Raw genomic sequence first — 19,887 nt, 5'->3', positions numbered from 1 at the left:
CGCACCAACGAACCCTGGTGGGCCCCCTCCAAAGACACCACCGAAGCCTTCTACGCCACCAAAGGACAGTGATGACCAAGTTCGGGATCTCGCTGTCGCGTCTCAAGAAGTCCGTGAAGCCTCATGTCGTGACGGCCCGCCGCGCGCGCGCCGCGCACGTGTTGTTCCGCGATGAACTTTTTGACGCGTCATACTATGCAGCGGTGTCCGGTCTGAGCGGCAAGTCGCGTCATCAGCTCGCTCAGCACTACGTCGCTCACGGGGCTACGGCAGAGATCGCGCCGCATCCGTTGATCGACCTTGGATTCCTTCCTGCGTCAGTCCGCAAGACCCTTCGCGCCGACAACGGCGTGGAACGATTGCTCACCTACCTGCGCACTCCGAGCGCACGAACGCACGCGTGGGGCCCCGTATTCGATCCCCGCTTCGTCGAGGGCGATCCAGTAGCAGGCCTCATGGCGCTGCAACCCAACGACCCACTCCCGGTACCTGATGCTTTCCAGGGTCCAATCCCCACATTGGCCGAAGCGATGGTGGCTCTCCACGACTATGCAGAACTGTACCGAGTACAGAGTGCGTCTTCTTTGCCAGAACTGCGCAAGACATGGGATCGGCAAGCCACGAAGGAGTGGGTCGGACAGCTCACAGCGTCAAGCACCCCATCAAGTGCTCTCGTCTCAGTGATCATGCCGGTCCTGAACCGTGCCGAGATCGTGGGCAACGCGATCGAATCGGTGTTGACGCAGACGCATGAAGCACTCGAGTTGATCGTGATCGACGACGGTTCGACTGATGCAACGCGCGACGTCGTTGCAGAGTACGCGCGTTTAGACCGCCGGGTACACCTGGTGGCGGGCCCGCATGCAGGCGTCGGCGCCAGCCGAAACTCAGGTCTGCAACACGCCAGCGGAGAGTTCATTGCTTTTCTGGACAGCGACAACACCTGGACAAAGCGATTCGTTGAGCTTTCTGTGGCCGCACTCGACGCCTCCCCGAACGTCGTTGCGTCACACGCTGGTTTGCGATTGCACGGAGACGACGGCGAGGTCTCGTATCGCGGCGGGAATGCACAGCTTTCAGACTTGCAGCTCGGGAATTCGATTGATCTGAACGTGCTCGTGGCACGAGCGCGTTCGCTACACGAGGTCGGTTTTTTCGACGTCAGCTTGCGCCGCTGGGTGGACTACGATCTCGTTCTACGTCTTGCGAAGACAGGCCCGTTGGCGTATCTGCCCTTCATCGGCTGCGAGTACGACAACAAGAGCGCCGACGGACGCATCACGCAGAACGAATCGCTTCATTGGCAATGGGTAGTGCGGGAGAAGAACCTGGTCGACTGGGACGCCGTTCGTCGTTCCGCGGATGCCCGTGTAGCCATGCGCACGAGCGTGACGATCGTGGTCGCCGGATCAACGGGCAATGCAACACGGTCGATCGACCGGTTGCTCGAAACGTTCAATGGTGACCTCGAAATTATAATCGTCGACAACGGCTCGCGTGCTGCCGTTGGACGGCGCCTCATCCCGCGCTACGCGAACGAATCCCGCGTGCGATACGTTCGGCTGCCCACAAACAACAACTTTGCGTTGGCCGCGAACTACGGGTTCTCGCTGAGCACAGGTTCCCAGATCGCCTTCCTCGACACCGATGCAGATCCGCGCGATGGGTGGCTTGACGCGCTCTCGGAAACGCAACGCGCCAGCCAGTCCATTGGTGTGCAGTCGCTCCTCCTCAACCCCGACTACACAGTGCAGCACGCAGGCTACGCCTTCTACGACGGAGTACCTTTCCCTAGTGGATTTCTCGCGAATCTGACGATCGACGATGCCAGTCTCGTGCAACTCGATCAACTAACCGCGATCAGTGCGAGTGCAACGCTCTTCGACGCCGCCGCGTTCGCCATGCTTTCCGGATTCGATACTCTATATGCCAATGGACTCGAAGACGTGGATTTCTGCCACCGCGCAAGGAAAGAGCTGGGCTCGGTGAAGTTCGCGTGTTCACGCGATGCCGTGGTAATCCACGAGCCATCCACCACTCCGCATCGAGAACGCAGGCAGGTTGAGAACCGTCGCACATACCTGGAACGCTGGAGCAGCCTGAACACGCGCGATGATCGCGGCCGCTACCGCGCGTTGGGAATGACCGCGACGTACCTCGCGCCGACGTTCACTCCCGGGCAGCCTTCGGCACTACCAGTGCTCGTGAAGGACCGTGACATTGCCGACGCATCCGTCTATCCGGCATTGCGATGGGCAATCAAGACCGGAGTCCCGTGTACCCGAGGCGGGGATCGTTGGGGTGATATCCCGTTCGCGGCCGATCTCGCCAACGCACTACGTGCGCACGATCAGCAGGTGGTCACTGATCGGCATGAAGCGTGGACACGCTCCACCTCTTATCTCGACGATGTGGTGCTAACTCTGCGCGGACGACACGCGATCCCGCCACAGCCGGGCGCGGTGAACATACTTTGGGTAATAAGCAGACCAGAGCTTGTGACGGTCCAGGAAGTGCGGGCCTACGATGCCGTGTTCGCGGCATCGGAAAAGTGGGCTGCGTGGATGACAAGCCGTTCCGGGCGGAGAGTTGAGCCGTTGCTCCAAGCCACATCGCCGCGCCGCTTCCGACCTGATCTGGACCCCGTGCGTGAACCGGACGATCTCATCTTTGTTGGCGGAAGCCACGGCCACGAGTACGGACGCGCGATCGTCGGGCTCGCCGTACAAGCAGAAGCTCCTGTCGGTCTGTGGGGCCCCGGGTGGGACAAGTTCGCTCCCGAGCGCCACGTCCGTAGTGGGTACCTAGACACTGAGTTGCTGCCGCACGCATATCGCTCGGCGAACATCGTGCTCAACGATCACTTCCCCGATATGGCGGAATGGGGGTTCATTAACAACCGCACCTTTGACGCGCTTGCCTGCGGCACTCCCATGATCAGCGATGCGGTCGATGGCCTAGACCTCTTTGAAGGCGCCGTTGTGGTCGCGGACTCGGTTCAGCGAATGCGCGAGCTAGTCGCTGATCGCAGTTGGATGCCTTCGGGCGAGCAGATGGCACGCCTTTCGTCGAAAATCCGCACGGAACACTCATTCGAGGCACGCGCGCGCACGCTCCTCGAAGCCGCTGTGGCCCACCGCCGTCGATCACAGGATGCCTGAGGCGATTCATAGTCAGCCGCTAAAGCTCTGATACGTTGCCGAGCCGGCAACCAACCTCGGGCGAGGCTCCCGAAACGAAGTCGGAACGGTCGCTAGCAGGGCGTCCACCAAGACGCGCTCGTAGCTGCGAGATATCCGGCCCCGGGTGTGAGGAACGAATCGGTGTGAAGCGCCCTGAGTTTGTTGGAGGCTCCTGACTTTGGAAACGAGGATGGGGTTATGCCGAAGGAACCCCTGGCGGACAGCCGAGCAAGTCGAACTCGCGACCCAAACTCGCGGCCTAAACCGAACCTGTCACCGATTCGTTCCTCACGCCCTCCCGAGCGGAGCTTTCACGGATTCCTACAGGATGTCCGCCCAATCATGCCGTCATCGACGTTTCTTCGGTTCCTACGGCAGATACTGCCGATTCGACAAAAGCATCGAATCTCGCGCGTTGTCCGCTGAGAACGCGATTTTCGCGTATCCAGTCAAGCATGTCTATACGCGGCCCCTCTGCCACCACGCGTGACGTCATCCGACGTACTGCGCTAGTCCAGTCCTCGTCCGAGCCCGGAACAACCGTAACTCCGGGGATCGAATGCTCGCGGTGAGACGAACCATCACTTACCATGACCCGCAGCCCGAGTGCAAGATACTCGAGGACTTCGAGATCCGACGCAGTGGATCCCTCCTGAGACCCCGCCAGTGGGACTACGGCGAAATCTGCTGCTGCCGAGTACTCGCGCAACCATTCAACGTAACGGGGATACTGGGCGGCATTCGCCGGCACCACCACATGTGTGAGCCATGGCCGCCCTTGATGCAGGTGATCCGATTCCGGCTCCGATTCCGCTCCGATGATCACGAACTCGAACTCTGGCTGCGCAGCCGCCACGCGATCGAAGGCCTGGAGAATAGTCTCAAAGAATCTACCGTGCGCCCGGTGCCCCATGCAGACAGCTCGGATCTTCCCATCCGGCACCCGCGGTCGTGCCGGTGTTGACCACAAGCGGTCGCTAAGCGCATCGCGGAACACCTCAATCGGCCCAGCTGCAGGCGCCAACCGCTCTCGCAGAGCAACCGTGGGCACGGAGATCGCCGTCGCGCAGCTCACTAGCGCGGTGAGGTGTGCGGGAGAGTGCCCAGTCTCACCGCTATGCCCAGTTTCCGGATCCTCATCCACGTCGAGAATCAGGGCAATCCTTGCAGCCTTGAGCGTCCGTACGAGCTCAGCGGTTGCAGCTGGGGGAACCGCGGCGGGCTGCACCAGTAGGGCGTCGAGCAAACCCTGCTGCGCTGCTGCCAGTGCTCCGTCTAGCGTCACCCGAAGATAGTCAACCTTGCGATCCGCAGCATTGGATGTGCGTTCCCAGAAACGTGTGAACGTTGACTTCGGCCCGCGTGAGAGGTGCCGAGACGCCGAGGCGAGGACCCCCACTCGGAGAGAGTCTGCGACCCCGGGTTCTGTGCCGGCCAAGGCTCCCCGATATACACCGAGATACCGCATCGCCATCTGCTTCCGGGTCCAAGCGATACCCCAGCCTGTCTGCCAATCGCTAACCCCACGCAACGCCCTGAGGCGTTGCTCACGGTCGTAAAGTGTCTCGACGATCTGCGTGGCCAGAGATGGGCCCGCGTCTCCATCTAGGATCCAGCCCGCTTTGAACCGCCGCACTCGCTCCGCAACGTTCGGAAAATCAAGAACGAAAACTGGGAGACCAACGCTCCACATCTCCGTGATCGTATGGCAGTAGGTTTCGTCCCAGATCGAAAGAACGACGCCCGCGTGAGGCGCGATTTTCTCGACCAAACGGCCAAAGTTCTCACGTTTGTAGGCGCCGTGATACACAACGCTGGACCCCACCGATTCGAACGATTCTTTGATGGGACCGAGGATATGCCATTCGATCTGACGGTCAAGGTCGGAATCTGCCATGCTCCGAAGAATCTCCGCCCCCTTTGCGGCATTAATGCCGCCAGGAACGAGGATTCGAAGAGGACTGTCGTAGGAAGGCCGCGCAGCAACGGAACGGAACTCTTCAAAATCGCGGCCGTGTTCAATGACGTGGAATCGGGCAGGATCCATCTCCGAGAAATGAGAGAGAATCAACTTCCTGGCGCTTTCCGATGTGGTGATGAATGCGTCAGCCGTACGAATTGAGCGCCAGAAACGATCCTGCCACCACTGGAGCCATTCACCAGTTGGAAGCGGGTAGGCGCTCACGTCCCAGCCCGAGTCGCGGAAGACACTACCGGCAGCACGGAACTCATCGCCAAGATAAGCTCCCTGATCATCAATCAGCTTGAGGTTTGGAGACAGCGCATAGTAGTCATGGAAAGAGACGATCACCCGCGCGCCGATCGTCTTGGCAATGTTCGGCAACGAGAGCGAGTGCCACAACAAGTGGCGGATATGGACAACGTCGAAGTCGTAACGCGTTAGCCAAGAGGCGACGACGCCATCATACTCCGGCGAGAAATGCCCGATCGGCTCTAGCGCCGAACGCAGCTCATACGTGCACACGTCGTGAAGTTTGCCATCTATCACTCTGCTCAGGGTGATCTCGCGCGAATCGCACCGCAGAACCCAAGGATCCACAGCCTCGCCCAGCGCGTCCATCAGATCCGCATTCGTCTGCGGCGTCCCGCCGGTCGTCGTTGAAATTACGTATAGCACTCGTGCGGTCGGGGCCTGATCAAGCATTACATCGCTCGACGCCATGGACGCGCGATTTCGTGCAAGAGCAATCGCCGGACTCTCCCGAAATACGCGTGTCGCTTGCTTGTATTCGGGATACCTCGCGTCCACAATTGCGCGACCGGCCGCGAGCAGGTCGGCCTTGCTATCGCCGAAACTCTTCGACCGATCGTGGAAGACATAGGTACGATCATCGATCACATGGATCCACCCTGCACGCCCCGCGCGCATGCAGAAATCATTCTCTTCCCCATACCCTCGAGGAAACGCCTGTTCGTCGAGCCCTCCGACCTCATTGAGGCACTCGCGGCTAATCCACATACAGAAACCGTTGCCCGTGGGAACTCGAGGGTAAACACCGACCGACCTGCGTCGGAACGCACGCGCGTAGGTGATCTCGTCCACGCCGCTGGGGAGGGGGTTATCGTTTCCGCTAGTGGGAGCCGAAAAGGCGCCAGCACGATCCGACATGGCTGTGACAGTAGCAATGCGTAGGGAACTCGATGCGGCCAAGAGCATGCCATTGAGCCAACCCGGTGTAACTCTGGCATCTGAATTGAGCAATAGGACATCGTTATCGCCAGCTTCGGAGATTCCGCGATTAACCGTTCGCGTGAAACCCAGATTCTCGCTATTAGAGAGAATTCGGACACGAGGATGGCCCTGATAGCGACTCAGGATCTCGGAGATTTGCGGATCTGGAGAGCAGTCATCGATGAGAAGAATCTGAGCGGATTCGAACGTGTGTGTGAGGAGCCGTTCAATGCAGATCTCCACATCGTCCGGTGCGTTATAAATGGGAACGATCACAGTCACGCCTCGGGGACGCGGGTTCAGTACGTGGGTTACTCGGCCTCGATCAGAAACCACCTCTGAGGTGAATCGACGCTCGGCTGTCGCCGTCTGATCTGGAAAGCGTAGCGAAAGCGTGTGCTCTGCGCCATCGGCCAACCATTCGTGCATCGGATTAACGAACCGTACCCCGCCCTTGCCAAGCGACAGGCCCGCCTCGCGGAGATCGACTCGTGGCAGCGTGTTCTTAGCTGTCAGAAACGGATGCCCATCCACCAGGAGTTCGACGTCGAAGACCGCTCCGGGATTGTTCTCGTTTATCGCCCACCCGCGGATCACCGCGTCTCCGGAAAGCTCGAGGTTGCCCCGGTAAGAGTCCTTGAGCGCCGAGGTCGCGACTTCACGGGAGAGCATGACCGTGCCGTCCGCCGGGTCTCGGAGCGACACCATGGCCTTCTCCGAACGTGGAATGAAGCCATCAACCGCGACGTTGAATCCCCACGAGGCCTCGCTGCCGGAGCTTTCGTGAAGTTCTGAAACGACAATATCGCACCCCACCGCCGCACGGACGAGATGCTCATCGATATAGAAGTCGGCGATAACCGGCTGGTTAGACCCGTTCAGCTTTATCCAGCCCGCTATCGATTGATTCTTTGGCTCTCGGATACTGCCTCGCCAGGCCGAATCACCAAAAGGAGCCAGAAACTCACGCTCGCTTATGGTCTCGCCGGAATCACTAGAAGTGAGCTTCACTTTGACTCGATCGCCGAAGGTTGCTGTCAACGGGAGTTCCCATGCGAAGCCGTGCCGCCCATGGGACCTGTCGGCTCCAGCGAGATCCTTGCGGAATCGATCGGCTGGGATGCTCGTAGCCACTCGCACGCCGTCTAGCCAGATGTCGATGTGTAGAGACGACTCTTCGTCGCGACGCCGAACCCACCCGAAGACGCCGCGTCCGTTGAACCCGTCAATCTTGCCGACAAGTTGGGTCATATCCGGTGCACTATTCCTCTCACGATCGACGTACAGATTGATAGCCGAGCCGTCTACACGTCCACGCTATGCTAACGCATCGGGGTGCGCCTCCTGCGTACCCGCTGTCCGCTTGTTCGGCGCTTACCGCTACCGTTACCGTGGCTCGTGGCCAGCGCTCAGAGCGCTTCGAAGCGCGGTCCAGTGATCGTCGATACGTCCGAGTGCCGGACCAACGTCGACGGGCGCGATCAGGCGTGGCTGGCGCTCCGACGCGAGAGCCTCCGCTACTGATTCCCAGGTTTCGAAAAGTCGGTCGACTGCATCCAACTGAGAAAGAAGCCCAAGAAACTTATGCTGAGCCGTATGCTTCGCGACGATTAGCGCAGGAACTTTATACGAAGTTGCGGTGATGAACCCGTGCATTGATGATCCTACGTACGCACAAGCCTTTGATATTACGTAAGCGATATCTTCAATCGCTTTGGGCGTGTCGAACACGACCGGGTTGGATTCCATGTGCGCGGCGACGCGTAGCGCAAAGGCGTCGTCACCGTGGCACGGGCCAATGGCGACGAGCACGAGCACGGCCCGGAGTGATAGTGAGATCTCGTCGAGCTTGCGAGCCAGCGATGCAATATCCCCACCATAGCGGTCGTTCACGTGCACGACCGCGTAGCGCTCGTCCAGCAACTGGACTAGGCGTTCGGACACAGCCAGGTTGACCGGCGCGCTTGCGGGGAACACTTCGCGAATCTCTAGGGCCGTGTCGGGGACTACGCGTGTGCCATTGACTCCAATACTCCGGAGCAGATCCTGGCTGTATGCATCGCGCACCGCAAAATAATCCGTCGTGGACGCGAAATGCCGCATCAGCGGTGCGCCTGCTGTGCCCGGGAGTTTCGGGACTCCAGGCGCATTCACGACGAGCGGGATCCGTTGCCGTGTGGCAAGTTGCGCAGCACCGATCCACAGGCGCGAGTAGGCAACTTGTCCGACGTTCTTGTAGGCGGGTAGGGACGTCTCGTTATCGTGCAGGATGTTACCTCCGCCGACCACGACGGCACCAAACTCAAGGCCATCGTGCTGAACCTCGGCCATTGATCGGCTGACGGGGACATCCATGTAGATGCGCCGGCCTCCGACCGGAGAAATGTGCACGAACTCATCAGCAATGTCGCCAAGTCGCCACTCGAGAAGACGCGGGAACAACAGATCCCCGTAGTTCGCCACGTCAAAAGTTCCGAAGTGTGCGATTCGCATCTAGCCTCCTGGGCATTTGGTTCTGGCCGACTTGTGACGGGGGCACATCTGCCTCGCGGAGCACGGTGCTCTTAGGAGGCGATCAGGGAGATCGCGAGGCCGGGGTCCGTCCTGACATGCGGTTCTAAATGATGCAGTCGTTCCTCGTCCTGTGCATGGCTCACGCTATCGTCACAAAGCCCTCTGGCACTACCGTCCTTCCGCCTGACCGGGAACCGCGCTGTCGCTCCGTCTACGTAGAAACAGTCCTCCGCTATCGGTGCCGCCAGAATCCGTGTGCGGAAGCCAGGGGCCGCCGAGCAGCAAGCAACCGCTCAGCGCTGCCCCCCGGCAGCTGAGCCCGCTGACGTCTGGCCCTTTCGAAGCACCTCGACCTCGCGTCGCGCGACACGGAGGTCGCCCTCCAACTTGCGCTTCTCGCTCGAAACCGCGCGGAGCTCGCTATAGAGATCGTAGATGTCCATCTCGTCTGCGAACGACGCGCCGTCGTGGCCCACCGCATCAATCACGAGATCGGGAACATCAACTTCCGGAACAGCGTCAATCACCGATGAATCGAGACCATCAACCGACGATCCACTCTGACGCCCGTCATAAAGAAGCGTCGCTCCAGACCTGGCTCGAAGCAGGGTCCGCGCCTCGAGCGTTTCATGCCCGACCTCTGCGTTGAACTTCAACGGGAGCTCAAATCCGTGAGCGTAGCAGAGGGAAGTCAAGAGAGCGTAAATGCGGGTCATCTTGATCGAGGGGATCTCTGCTGACGCGTTGATGATCGCAGAACGCGTCGCCTCTTTGTCAAAGTATTCCCACAACGGACTGGATTCGGTCTGGTCGATAACAGCCAAGAACCGTCGCTGCAATGGTGACGAGAAGAATAGCGCAGATTGCCACCCTGAGGCCGATACCATCTGCCTCAGATTGGGCACCGGCGGAACATCCACTGAGCGACAGCCCGCGTTCGCCTCCAGCCCCCGATGCCAGCCGTGCCCAGCGAACGGCAAATCGGCGAGATTGAACTGGCTGCGACGCGTAATTTCATAGTGGATTCGCTCGTCGTCCCGCCACCCATCGGGAGCAAGGAACGAGAGGTCAATCATATCCGGGTCGTACAGTGGATGGACTGGGTGACTGGCCCAAAGCGCTCCCTGCGAAAACTGTGCACTTTCCCAGGATTGCATGCCCTCAATTCTGAACACACCTCCGAGTTGGCGAGCCTGGGCGCCGTTGTCCAGGTAGAACTGCGCTCGATCACGCAACTGAGCTTTGAATTCCGCTTCGGCTTCATCCCGCAGCAGATTGTTCGGATCCACTCCAGCGCCGGCAAACATTCGCTGAGCGAAATCGTCAGGAGACTCGTATGAGGTGTTGAACCATTTGTCGCGGTAAATCTCGCCGACGTGCCCTTGCAACAGAACTGAGGCGGAAATTCCAGAACTGCCGCCACCGTCCCAAATCGGAACCATGCCGTCGTAACGGAAAACTGCGCCGAGCCTCTGTCTGAATATGTCTCGAGAATTGAAGCTAGATCGTTTCGGCACGTTGTTCGTGAAATCAGCACCAATCGCCTCGGCTACGCTCTTCGCCACGATGACGTCTGGATGGTCTGGAACCCCGTTGGAGAACGCCGCCAGCGTCGGAGGAACGGGGCCGGCGATCGTTGCCAGCGCCGCGATCGCGCGAGAATCGCGACCGCCCGTCAGCGCAAGGTTGACCTTCCTGCCACTATCCAGCACCGCTCGAAGCGAGGCCGCCATCTGTCCGATCACGCGGTCGAGCACTTGTTGCGGATCTCTGGCGAGCTCGGCGCGCATCTCACCACCATCCTGGCGATTGAGATATGAGAGCGGTCGAGCATGAACAGTCGGCCCGGTTTCGGTGACGCGAAGCCAGCCTCCCTGGGGCACGCGCCGCACTCGTTCCACCAACGTGTCGTCCCCAAGCGGCCAGAACGCAGCAGCTTGCCAGGCAAGGCTTCGGTAGTCGAACCCAAGGTGCGGCAGCATCGCCTGAATCAGACGTGGCCTCGTCGCCACAATGCAGGTGCCGTCGCTAGCCTCGTGGAAGAACAGCGACACCATCGACAGAGGATCACATACGAACGCGGCTTCATCCCCGTCAAATCGACAGATGCCGTAATCCCCGGAGAAGCGCGCTCGAAGCCCTTGGGCGCTCTCGTTGGCCATCACTCTTGCCACCGCATCAGCCGTCAGCAAAGTGGCTTCGTCGCGGCCTTTGTCGATCACGTGGCCTTTAACAAAGGTGACCGTTCCCGACTCATCGCTGTGCCGCTGTGCATCAGCACTGTAAAGGCGTGTGGAGCGAGAAAATTGTATGGCCGCCATGCGCCGATTTCGAGAAACGAAGTGTTCAGCACCTTCTGCGCGGTAGCCGAGCGCAGCAATCAATTCCAAGGAACGGTCAGCTAGCATCCCGCTCGCGCGTCCGTTTCGATCGCTGACAAAGATGTAGTCGCTCATTCTTCGGTCTCTCCAGGTTGGTCGACGCAGGGTGAGTCGGATCTCAGTAAAGTACACCTCCGCCCACTTACCAAACCCGTCCACCGCGGCCACTGTTCGGGCGGGCTCCGCGCGTTCCATGTCGACGGGGAATCGCGTGCTTGCGGCGGTAGAGAGCAATGAGGGAATCGCAACTCCCGAGCAACGTCCCTGCCGCTGGAAACCCACCGTTGGACTGGCTGACCAACCTGGCCCCCAGATGTGTGCGTGGTTGCGCGACGAACCGCGTCGGAGTGACGTTCGTACCTGAACCTAGGTCTCGTTGAGTTCAGAGTTGCGCTTCCCGCCGCTGAGCGCGCGGATCGCACGCGAAGCCAGACGTCCGCGGTGAGCTTCGAATTCTGCGCTGGCAGGATGACTGGTTCGGCAACTACGTCCAGGACTCGCGATAGATACCCCTCACCACTGCGTGGGCACGCCGCGTCCCGTCCGTGCTCGTCCGGTTCAACCGCCAGGTTGGTTCCATACGAGCGGAAGTTGCCCTCGCACCCGAGGTCTGCAGCGCAGCCTTGACACCATCAGTTACCGGCACAACGAGCCCGCCCGCGATCCGATCAAGCAGGCGCGCACTGAATACGCACTTCGGCCAGCGAGATGCAGGTGCGCGTCGCGACCCGCGCGACCCGTAGCACTACACTGAGCCGGGTGCATGGGTACGCGGAACGTATCGATTTCGATAGGCAGACCATACGTGGTTGGGTTTTTAATGCGAAGGCCAAGGAGAATCGCGACGTTCGTGTCGTCGCCACTTTCGATGGAAGAGTTGTTGGGGAAGCGCGCCCCGCCGGTTCCCGCAACGACCTCCTCAAGATCACAAGCCAGGATGTGATCTTCTCGCTTCAGTGTTCTACGAGATTTTCGGCTCTCGACATCGTGTCCGGTCGGCTTTCTGTGAGAGCACATTACGGTGACGACGAGGCAGCGATGAGATTCGGGATCGAGGGCCTCGCTGCGCTCAAGCGTGCCGCAGTCGACGAGATCAATGAGGGAGCCAGCCTTGCCCTGTGGAGTCGCGCTGAGCGTGACGCGGTTGAACCACAGGTCAAAGCGGGCAATATGTCGCCGGTGCTTCTCCCAGCCGGCCTACCGTCGGGGGATCGGTCGGCAGCCATAGGACTGCGTGGGCACCTCTTCCTCACTGGCGGAACCAACTCCTTGCTCTCTCTGTACGAAAAACCCGGCGACGACGCGCTCGACGCACAAGCGGACCGCTGGGTGGAGCTGTTTGGTCAGCGACAAGAACGCTGTGCAACGCGCAGTATTGGCTACCAACAAACAATTATCCCGGAGAAGTTGACTGTTCTCCGTGCAGACGCGCCGCTACAAATCGATGGTCCAAGCCCGCTGTTCCAGGCGCTTGAGAACAGGCTGCAGAACGCGGAGTTCTATGTCAGCGGTCTGGACCCCTTTGAGCAATGGAACAGCGACGATGATCCATTCCTCATGACCGATACACATCTGTCCGCATCCGGCGCACAAGCGGTCTTCGCCAACTTGATGTCGCGGATTGAGCCAGGCCTAGTCCCCGTGATCGACGCAGTTCGCATGGACCGGGTCCGCTACGCCCCTGGTGATCTCACGGGGCGTTTCGGACTACCCGTCTATTCGCGGATCATTGAGCCAAGCGAAGCTCGAGTATCCGCGTACAGCAGGGGACTAACCATGGTAGAAAACTACTACCCGTCCACGAATAGGTTCCAAGGGCGCCGCTTCCGGTGGGTCAACAGCACGGCCCCGAGCGCGCTCAAAGTTCTCGCATTCGGCAATTCATTCTTCGGTACTGGCGATTTCGCCGGGTATCTTTCCTGGTGGGGGAAGCACTTTTTCCGCGAGTTCCACTTCCATTGGGGGGCAGATTTTGAATGGGATCTTGTGGATGAGCTAAGACCGGACATTGTGGTGGGCCAAACAGTGGAGAGATTTCTCACCAGAGTTCCGGATGCGTGATTTCTTCGCGCAACAGGACTTCGCCTGCCTCGGAGGTCAGGTGAGGCCTTTGCTCGTGATATTCCGCCTCGGGTGAACACTCGCCGACTGTCTAGACACGAGTTGCCCACGTCGACTCCGCGCGCGAGCATGCAGCAAAGTCATCCCGGTCTTCGTCATCACACGCGGGTTAGACGTTCGCCTGCCAAAGCTGCTGATCCTCGAACACGATGTACGCCTGCTGGGTGATGCGATTCGCGTACGCGGTTCGATTTCGACCATTGGCAGGTAGCACCGTAACTTCTCCAAAAACTGGGCCATCTACGCCGTTGAAGAGGTCCACCCGGCAGAACGCGCCGAGATCGCTCCCCAAACGCTCCGCAACGCGGACAATCTCGTCGAGGTTGTCTGGCCGTCGAATCGCTGGCCCCAGAGTGCTCTTGACTTCCAACGGCTCCGGCAGCGGATGCCAATCAACAGAATACGGGGTCCTCCCGGGCTGGGGGTTGTTCCGATCGAACACCTCAAGGAACCCCGCCACGCCACCAAATACGTAGACCTTGTAATCGAGCGGGATCGCGTTTGCTCCTGGTGCGAAGCGGTCCGCCACGAACTCTTCCACGATAAAGGAGACGGGCTTTTCCCGTTCTTCAATGATCGAGCTCCACGCGTTCACGATGTCTTTCGCAGTCGTCAGCTTCCCAGTGAAAGCGTCGTAGCCTTCGCTGACGGCAAAGACGCCTTTCGCGGAAGCAAGGCCATCAGGTTTCGCCACAAACCGACTGGGCAAATCAAGATCTAGAAGTTCTTCAGGTCGCGAAAAACTGGCGATGTGATGGGGTGTGCCGACTTGGTTTCGTCGCGCGAACCGTTGCATCTCCTGCTTGCTCGCGAGTCGCCGCTGCCATATCGAAGGATTTTTCGCACGGAACCAGTCGCGATGACGGTCTGACATCATCTGTTCGAAGGTCTTGACACCAACGTGTCGGGAGACTGCTTCGACGATGCCTGTGTCCACAGCAAAGAGACCGCGATCATCTCGGAACCTCGCTCGTGCAAGCCCAATCGCGTCGTCAATCCGTCCAGATTCAAACATTCCGACGATCTCGCGAAACGACTCGTCCACCAACGTACTCCGCGTTGAAGCGCGATCACCGCTAGCGAGCCACGGCTTCTCTTGCCCATGGCTGAACGACCATTTTGGCGTAGATAGGACGCGCGATAGCTCATCTATTCGCCCCGAAACACCCTTAGCTCGGGCAGAGAACACTACCGGCGTGCCTTCGAGCAATCGGGCGGGCAGGGGGAATCGGAAGCCGGAATACCCTTGATTCCAGCCTTTCGACGCAATGTCGTGGCGGAGGATCCTTGCGGTCACGCTACCCAGAATCATGCCATCCGCCAGCAGCTCGACCTCCACAGGAGTATCAGGCTCATCCCGGTCGATAGCCCACCCACGCAGATACTCCCCCGTGATGTTCTCGATGCGGATGTCTACAACCACTAGGAGATCCCTTTCCCGATAGACAAGCAGCGGTTGCGCTCGAGATGTTCAAACGCGCGCCTGTTCTGCCGACGTTTCCTAGACGCGGATATGCGCGTACCGCCCATGCTCCAGCATCCCAGGTAAACGATACTGGAGTGGAACTGGTGGTACTAATGCCGCCAACACCGCCTCAGCGAGCGACAGCACGGACGCGGTGTGACAAGCTCCGACCCGCCTAGGGTGCTTGTCACACCGAGATCCGCTGTGTCGGGGCATCCGGCGAAGCCCAGAAGTCGGCATCCAGCACCCTGGTGACGGGATCGGGCTCGACGTAGGCCGGCTCCGCCTCAGCAGCCCACGCCTGCGCAGGCTGGGGCTTCCGTGCCGCCGCCCTGGCCGCGTTCTGACGCTGCAGCTCAGCGGCCGCGCGACGGCGCTCCCAGAGCTCGCGCTCGATCATCGTGCGGTCGCGCACGTGGATCATCGCGCGGATGACCATGGCCAGTAGCAGTCCGAGGAACCCGCCGATCGAGTTCGCCATCACGTCGTAGAACGTCGAGACGCGGCTCTCCAGTGCGATACCCTGCGTGAACTCGATGCCGGCGGAGAACGCCGGCAGGAGGATCAGCGCGACCCACCAGGCCTTGCGCGCCAGGGCCAGGCCGAGCAGGAACCCGAGCGGGACGAACATGGCGATGTTCGCGGTGAACTCGAGCTTGTCGTAGCCGAACGTCTCGGGGACGCCGATGTTGTGCAGCGCCCGCAGCACGCGGGAGGCGATGCTGTCGAACTCGAGATCCTGCGGGCTCGGCCACATCGTCACGAGCAGCACGAACGCGGTGTACACGGCCAGCAGGAGGGTCGAGACCCAGAGGCGCGCGTAGCTGCGCGGCGGCGGTGGACCGACGTGGATCTCGCTCATGGGGCTCCTTCGATGACGGAGTTCCAGAGTAGCGACGGCATCCCGAGAATCCCCCGGGCATACGACAGCGGGGCCGGACCCGAAGGTCCGACCCCGCTGCGTCGTAAGACGAAAGTCTTACTTGATGATCTTCGTGACCGTACCGGCGCCGACGGTGCGTCCACCCTCACGGATGGCGAAGCCGAGGCCGTCCTCCATGGCGATCGGCTGGATCAGCGCGACCGTCATGTCGGTGGTGTCGCCGGGCATGACCATCTCGGTGCCCTCGGGCAGCGTGATGACGCCGGTGACGTCCGTGGTACGGAAGTAGAACTGGGGGCGGTAGTTCGTGTAGAACGGGTTGTGACGGCCACCCTCGTCCTTGGACAGGATGTACGCGGTGCCCTCGAAGTCGGTGTGCGGCGTGACCGAACCCGGCTTGACGACGACCTGACCGCGCTCGACGTCCTCACGCTTGAGGCCACGGAGCAGCAGACCACAGTTCTCGCCGGCCCATGCCTCGTCGAGCTGCTTGTGGAACATCTCGATACCCGTGACCGTGGTCTTCTGCGTCGGGCGGATGCCGACGATCTCGACCTCGGAGTTGATGGCGAGGGTGCCACGCTCGGCGCGACCCGTGACGACGGTGCCACGACCGGTGATCGTGAAGACGTCCTCGACGGGCATCAGGAACGGCTTGTCCTTGTCGCGCACCGGGTCGGGCACGTTCTCGTCGACGGCCTCCATGAGGTCGAGGATCGACTGGACCCACTTCTCGTCGCCCTCGAGCGCCTTCAGGCCCGAAACGCGGACGACAGGAGCGTCCTCAGCGAAGCCCTGCGAAGCGAGCAGCTCGGAGACCTCGAGCTCGACGAGCTCCAGGATCTCCTCGTCGTCGACCATGTCGCTCTTGTTCAGCGCGACGAGCAGGTACGGAACGCCGACCTGCTTGGCGAGCAGAACGTGCTCACGGGTCTGAGCCATCGGGCCGTCGGTGGCGGCGACGACGAGGATCGCACCGTCCATCTGAGCAGCACCGGTGATCATGTTCTTGATGTAGTCAGCGTGACCAGGAGCGTCGACGTGCGCGTAGTGGCGCTTCGGCGTCTCGTACTCGACGTGCGAGATGTTGATCGTGATACCGCGCTGACGCTCTTCGGGAGCGGAGTCGATCGACGCGAAGTCGCGCTGAACGTTGGTCGCCGACGGGTACTTGTCAGCAAGAACCTTCGAGATCGCTGCGGTGAGCGTGGTCTTGCCGTGGTCGACGTGACCGATCGTTCCGATGTTCACGTGCGGCTTGGTCCGCTCGAACTTGGCCTTGGCCACTGGGTCCTCCTCAGGACGTTCGTGTAGGGGTTGTCGGGCACTGGATTGTGACCGGGTCCCTACGGGGTTTGATTCTCAGTTTAGTAGAGAGAGCGTTATGAAGTTGTGTGTTGTCCGGGGCCGCCTGAGCGGCCCCGGACAAGGGCTTACTCGCCCTTGGTCTTCTGGACGATCTCGTCCGCCACGGCCCGCGGGACCTCGGCGTAGGAGTGGAACTCCATCGAGTAGACAGCGCGACCAGAGGTCTTCGAGCGCAGGTCGCCGATGTAGCCGAACATCTCGGACAGCGGAACCTGAGCACGCACGACCTTCACGCCCGCGGCATCCTCCATCGACTGGATCTGACCACGACGCGAGTTCAGGTCGCCGATGACGTCGCCCATGTACTCCTCAGGAGTACGCACCTCGACGGCCATCAGCGGCTCGAGCAGCACGGGGTTCGCGCGGCGCATGGCCTCCTTGAAGCCCATGGAACCGGCGATCTTGAACGCCATCTCCGAGGAGTCGACGTCGTGCGATGCACCATCGAGCAGGATCGCCTTCACGCCGACCATCGGGTAACCGGCCAGTGCACCGGCCGCCATGGCGTCCTGGAAGCCCTGGTCGGTCGGAGCGATGTACTCGCGCGGGATGCGACCACCCGTGACCTTGTTCTCGAACTCGTACGTCTTCTCCGAGTCCAGATCGAGGGGCTCGATCGTGAACTGGATCTTGGCGAACTGACCCGAACCACCGGTCTGCTTCTTGTGCGTGTAGTCGTACTTCTCGACGGCCTTCTTGATCGTCTCGCGGTACGCCACCTGGGGCTTTCCGACGTTCGCCTCGACGCGGAACTCGCGCTTCATGCGGTCGACCAGGATGTCGAGGTGCAGCTCGCCCATGCCCTTGATGGTCGTCTGACCGGTCTCGGGGTTGAGCTCCGTGCGGAAGGTCGGGTCCTCCTCAGCGAGCTTCTGGATGGCGACACCCAGCTTCTCCTGGTCGGCCTTCGTCTTCGGCTCGATCGCGACCTCGATCACCGGCTCCGGGAACGTCATCGACTCGAGGACGACCGGGGCGTTGATGTCGGCCAGGGTGTCACCGGTGGTGGTGTCCTTCAGACCGATGACGGCGTAGATGTTGCCGGCGGTGAGCGAGTCGACCGGGTTCTCCTTGTTGGCGTGCATCTGGAAGATCTTTCCGATGCGCTCCTTCTTGCCCTTGGTCGAGTTGATGACCGCGGAGCCGGAGTCCAGGTGACCCGAGTACACGCGCACGTAGGTCAGACGACCGAAGAACGGGTGAACGGCGACCTTGAACGCGAGGGCCGAGAACGGGTCCTTCGCGTCGGGGTGACGCTCGATGATCTTCTCTTCGTCCTTCGGGTCGTGCGCCTCGATGGCACCGACGTCGAGCGGGTTCGGGAGGTAGTCGACAACGGCGTCCAGCATCGGCTGCACACCGCGGTTCTTGAACGCGGAACCGCACAGAACCGGGTAGATCTCGCTGGCGACCACGAGCTTGCGGATCGCGCCCTTGATCTCGGCGACCGTGAGCTCCTCGCCACCGAAGAACTTCTCCAGCAGTGCGTCGTCGGTCTCGGCGACCGTCTCGAGCAGGGCCTGACGGTACTCGTCAGCCTTGTCCTTGAGGTCGGCCGGGATCTCCTGGATCTCGTACGACGCGCCCATGGTCACGTCACCCTTGGCATCGCCGGGCCACACCAGTGCGCGCATCTCGACGAGGTCGATGACACCGATGAAGTCGTTCTCGGCACCGATCGGCAGCTGGATGACCAGCGGCTTCGCACCGAGGCGGTTGACGATCGTGTCGACCGTGAAGTAGAAGTCCGCGCCCAGCTTGTCCATCTTGTTGACGAAGCAGATGCGGGGGACGTTGTACTTGTCGGCCTGACGCCACACGGTCTCGGACTGGGGCTCGACGCCCTCCTTGCCGTCGAAGACGGCGACAGCACCGTCGAGGACGCGGAGCGAGCGCTCCACCTCGACCGTGAAGTCCACGTGACCGGGGGTGTCGATGATGTTGATCTGGTTCTTGTTCCAGAAGCAGGTCACGGCGGCAGACGTGATCGTGATGCCGCGCTCCTTCTCCTGCTCCATCCAGTCGGTCGTCGAGGCGCCATCGTGCGTCTCGCCGAGCTTGTGGTTGACGCCCGTGTAGAACAGGATGCGCTCGGTCGTGGTGGTCTTGCCGGCATCGATGTGCGCCATGATGCCGATGTTGCGGACCTTGCTCAGGTCGGTGAGCACGTCTTGTGCCACAGGAGTGTCCTTATCTTTCTTGCAGGATTACTGCGAGGAGAGGGAGGGTGCCGGAGTCGGGCCCTTCGACGAGCTCAGGGCCCGACTCCGGCGAAGCTGATTACCAGCGGTAGTGAGCGAACGCGCGGTTCGACTCGGCCATCTTGTGAGTGTCCTCACGGCGCTTGACCGCGGCACCGAGACCGTTCGAGGCGTCCAGGATCTCGTTCTGCAGACGCTCGGTCATCGTCTTCTCACGACGACCCTTCGCATAGCTGACGAGCCAGCGCAGTGCGAGCGTGTTCGCACGGTGCGGCTTGACCTCGACCGGAACCTGGTAGGTCGAGCCACCGACGCGGCGGCTGCGGACCTCGAGGGTCGGGCGCACGTTGTCGAGCGCCTTCTTGAGGGTGGCGACAGCGTCCTCGCCGTTCTTGGCGTGGACACCGGCGAGTGCGCCGTACACGATCGACTCGGCGAGCGACTTCTTGCCGTCGACGAGGATCTTGTTCACGAGCGACGTGACGATCGGAGCGCCGTATACCGGGTCGTTGACGACGGGGCGCTTGGGGGCGGGACCCTTACGAGGCATCTAACTCAACCCTTCTTCGCGCCGTAGCG

The 19,887-nt window shown here is 60.9% G+C and carries 10 protein-coding genes; 2 read left to right on the top strand and 8 right to left on the bottom strand.

Features of this window, described 5'->3' with window-relative positions; genetic code table 11:
* The first annotated feature begins 71 nt into the window (after positions 1-71).
* Positions 72-3,161: a glycosyltransferase gene (locus tag ACWAT3_RS06280; protein WP_460796773.1), complete on the top strand. Its 3,090-nt coding sequence runs from the start codon at positions 72-74 to the stop codon at positions 3,159-3,161.
* 361 nt (positions 3,162-3,522) lie between these two features.
* Here ACWAT3_RS06280 and ACWAT3_RS06275 read toward each other — a convergent pair whose 3' ends face one another.
* From ACWAT3_RS06275 to ACWAT3_RS06265, 3 genes are all read right to left on the bottom strand, one after another.
* Positions 3,523-7,626 (bottom strand): glycosyltransferase, encoded by a 4,104-nt coding sequence (locus ACWAT3_RS06275; protein WP_460796772.1) that lies wholly within the window; start codon positions 7,624-7,626, stop codon positions 3,523-3,525.
* A gap of 135 nt (positions 7,627-7,761) precedes the next feature.
* Positions 7,762-8,868 carry a polysaccharide pyruvyl transferase family protein gene (locus ACWAT3_RS06270; protein WP_460796770.1) on the bottom strand — a complete coding sequence of 369 codons (1,107 nt, stop codon included), beginning with the start codon at positions 8,866-8,868 and terminating at the stop codon, positions 7,762-7,764.
* Positions 8,869-9,182: 314 nt separating this feature from the next.
* The gene (locus ACWAT3_RS06265) at positions 9,183-11,345 is read right to left on the bottom strand and encodes an asparagine synthase-related protein (RefSeq protein ID WP_460796769.1); all 2,163 of its coding nucleotides are present in this window, start codon (positions 11,343-11,345) and stop codon (positions 9,183-9,185) included.
* Positions 11,346-12,029: 684 nt separating this feature from the next.
* Between ACWAT3_RS06265 and ACWAT3_RS06260 the strand changes: the two genes are divergently transcribed.
* Positions 12,030-13,331 (top strand): hypothetical protein, encoded by a 1,302-nt coding sequence (locus tag ACWAT3_RS06260; protein ID WP_460796767.1) that lies wholly within the window; start codon positions 12,030-12,032, stop codon positions 13,329-13,331.
* A gap of 169 nt (positions 13,332-13,500) precedes the next feature.
* Here ACWAT3_RS06260 and ACWAT3_RS06255 read toward each other — a convergent pair whose 3' ends face one another.
* The 5 genes from ACWAT3_RS06255 to rpsG form a co-directional block, all read right to left on the bottom strand.
* Complete coding sequence (locus ACWAT3_RS06255) at positions 13,501-14,814, bottom strand: ATP-grasp fold amidoligase family protein (RefSeq protein ID WP_460796765.1); 1,314 nt, start codon at positions 14,812-14,814, stop codon at positions 13,501-13,503.
* A 229-nt stretch (positions 14,815-15,043) separates the two neighbouring features.
* A complete protein-coding gene (locus tag ACWAT3_RS06250) occupies positions 15,044-15,718 on the bottom strand; it encodes a VanZ family protein (protein ID WP_460796763.1) in 675 nt (224 codons plus the stop codon).
* Between the two features lie 117 nt (positions 15,719-15,835).
* Positions 15,836-17,026: an elongation factor Tu gene (tuf, locus tag ACWAT3_RS06245; RefSeq protein WP_429458547.1), complete on the bottom strand. Its 1,191-nt coding sequence runs from the start codon at positions 17,024-17,026 to the stop codon at positions 15,836-15,838.
* A 146-nt stretch (positions 17,027-17,172) separates the two neighbouring features.
* Positions 17,173-19,287, bottom strand: coding sequence for an elongation factor G (gene fusA, locus ACWAT3_RS06240; protein ID WP_460796761.1), 2,115 nt, complete (start codon positions 19,285-19,287; stop codon positions 17,173-17,175).
* 100 nt (positions 19,288-19,387) lie between these two features.
* Positions 19,388-19,858 carry a 30S ribosomal protein S7 gene (gene rpsG, locus ACWAT3_RS06235; protein WP_264156984.1) on the bottom strand — a complete coding sequence of 157 codons (471 nt, stop codon included), beginning with the start codon at positions 19,856-19,858 and terminating at the stop codon, positions 19,388-19,390.
* Between the last annotated feature and the right edge of the window lie 29 nt (positions 19,859-19,887).

The organism is Microbacterium sp. GXF0217 (genome assembly GCF_054798195.1).
This window is presented reverse-complemented; position numbering and strand designations above follow the sequence as displayed.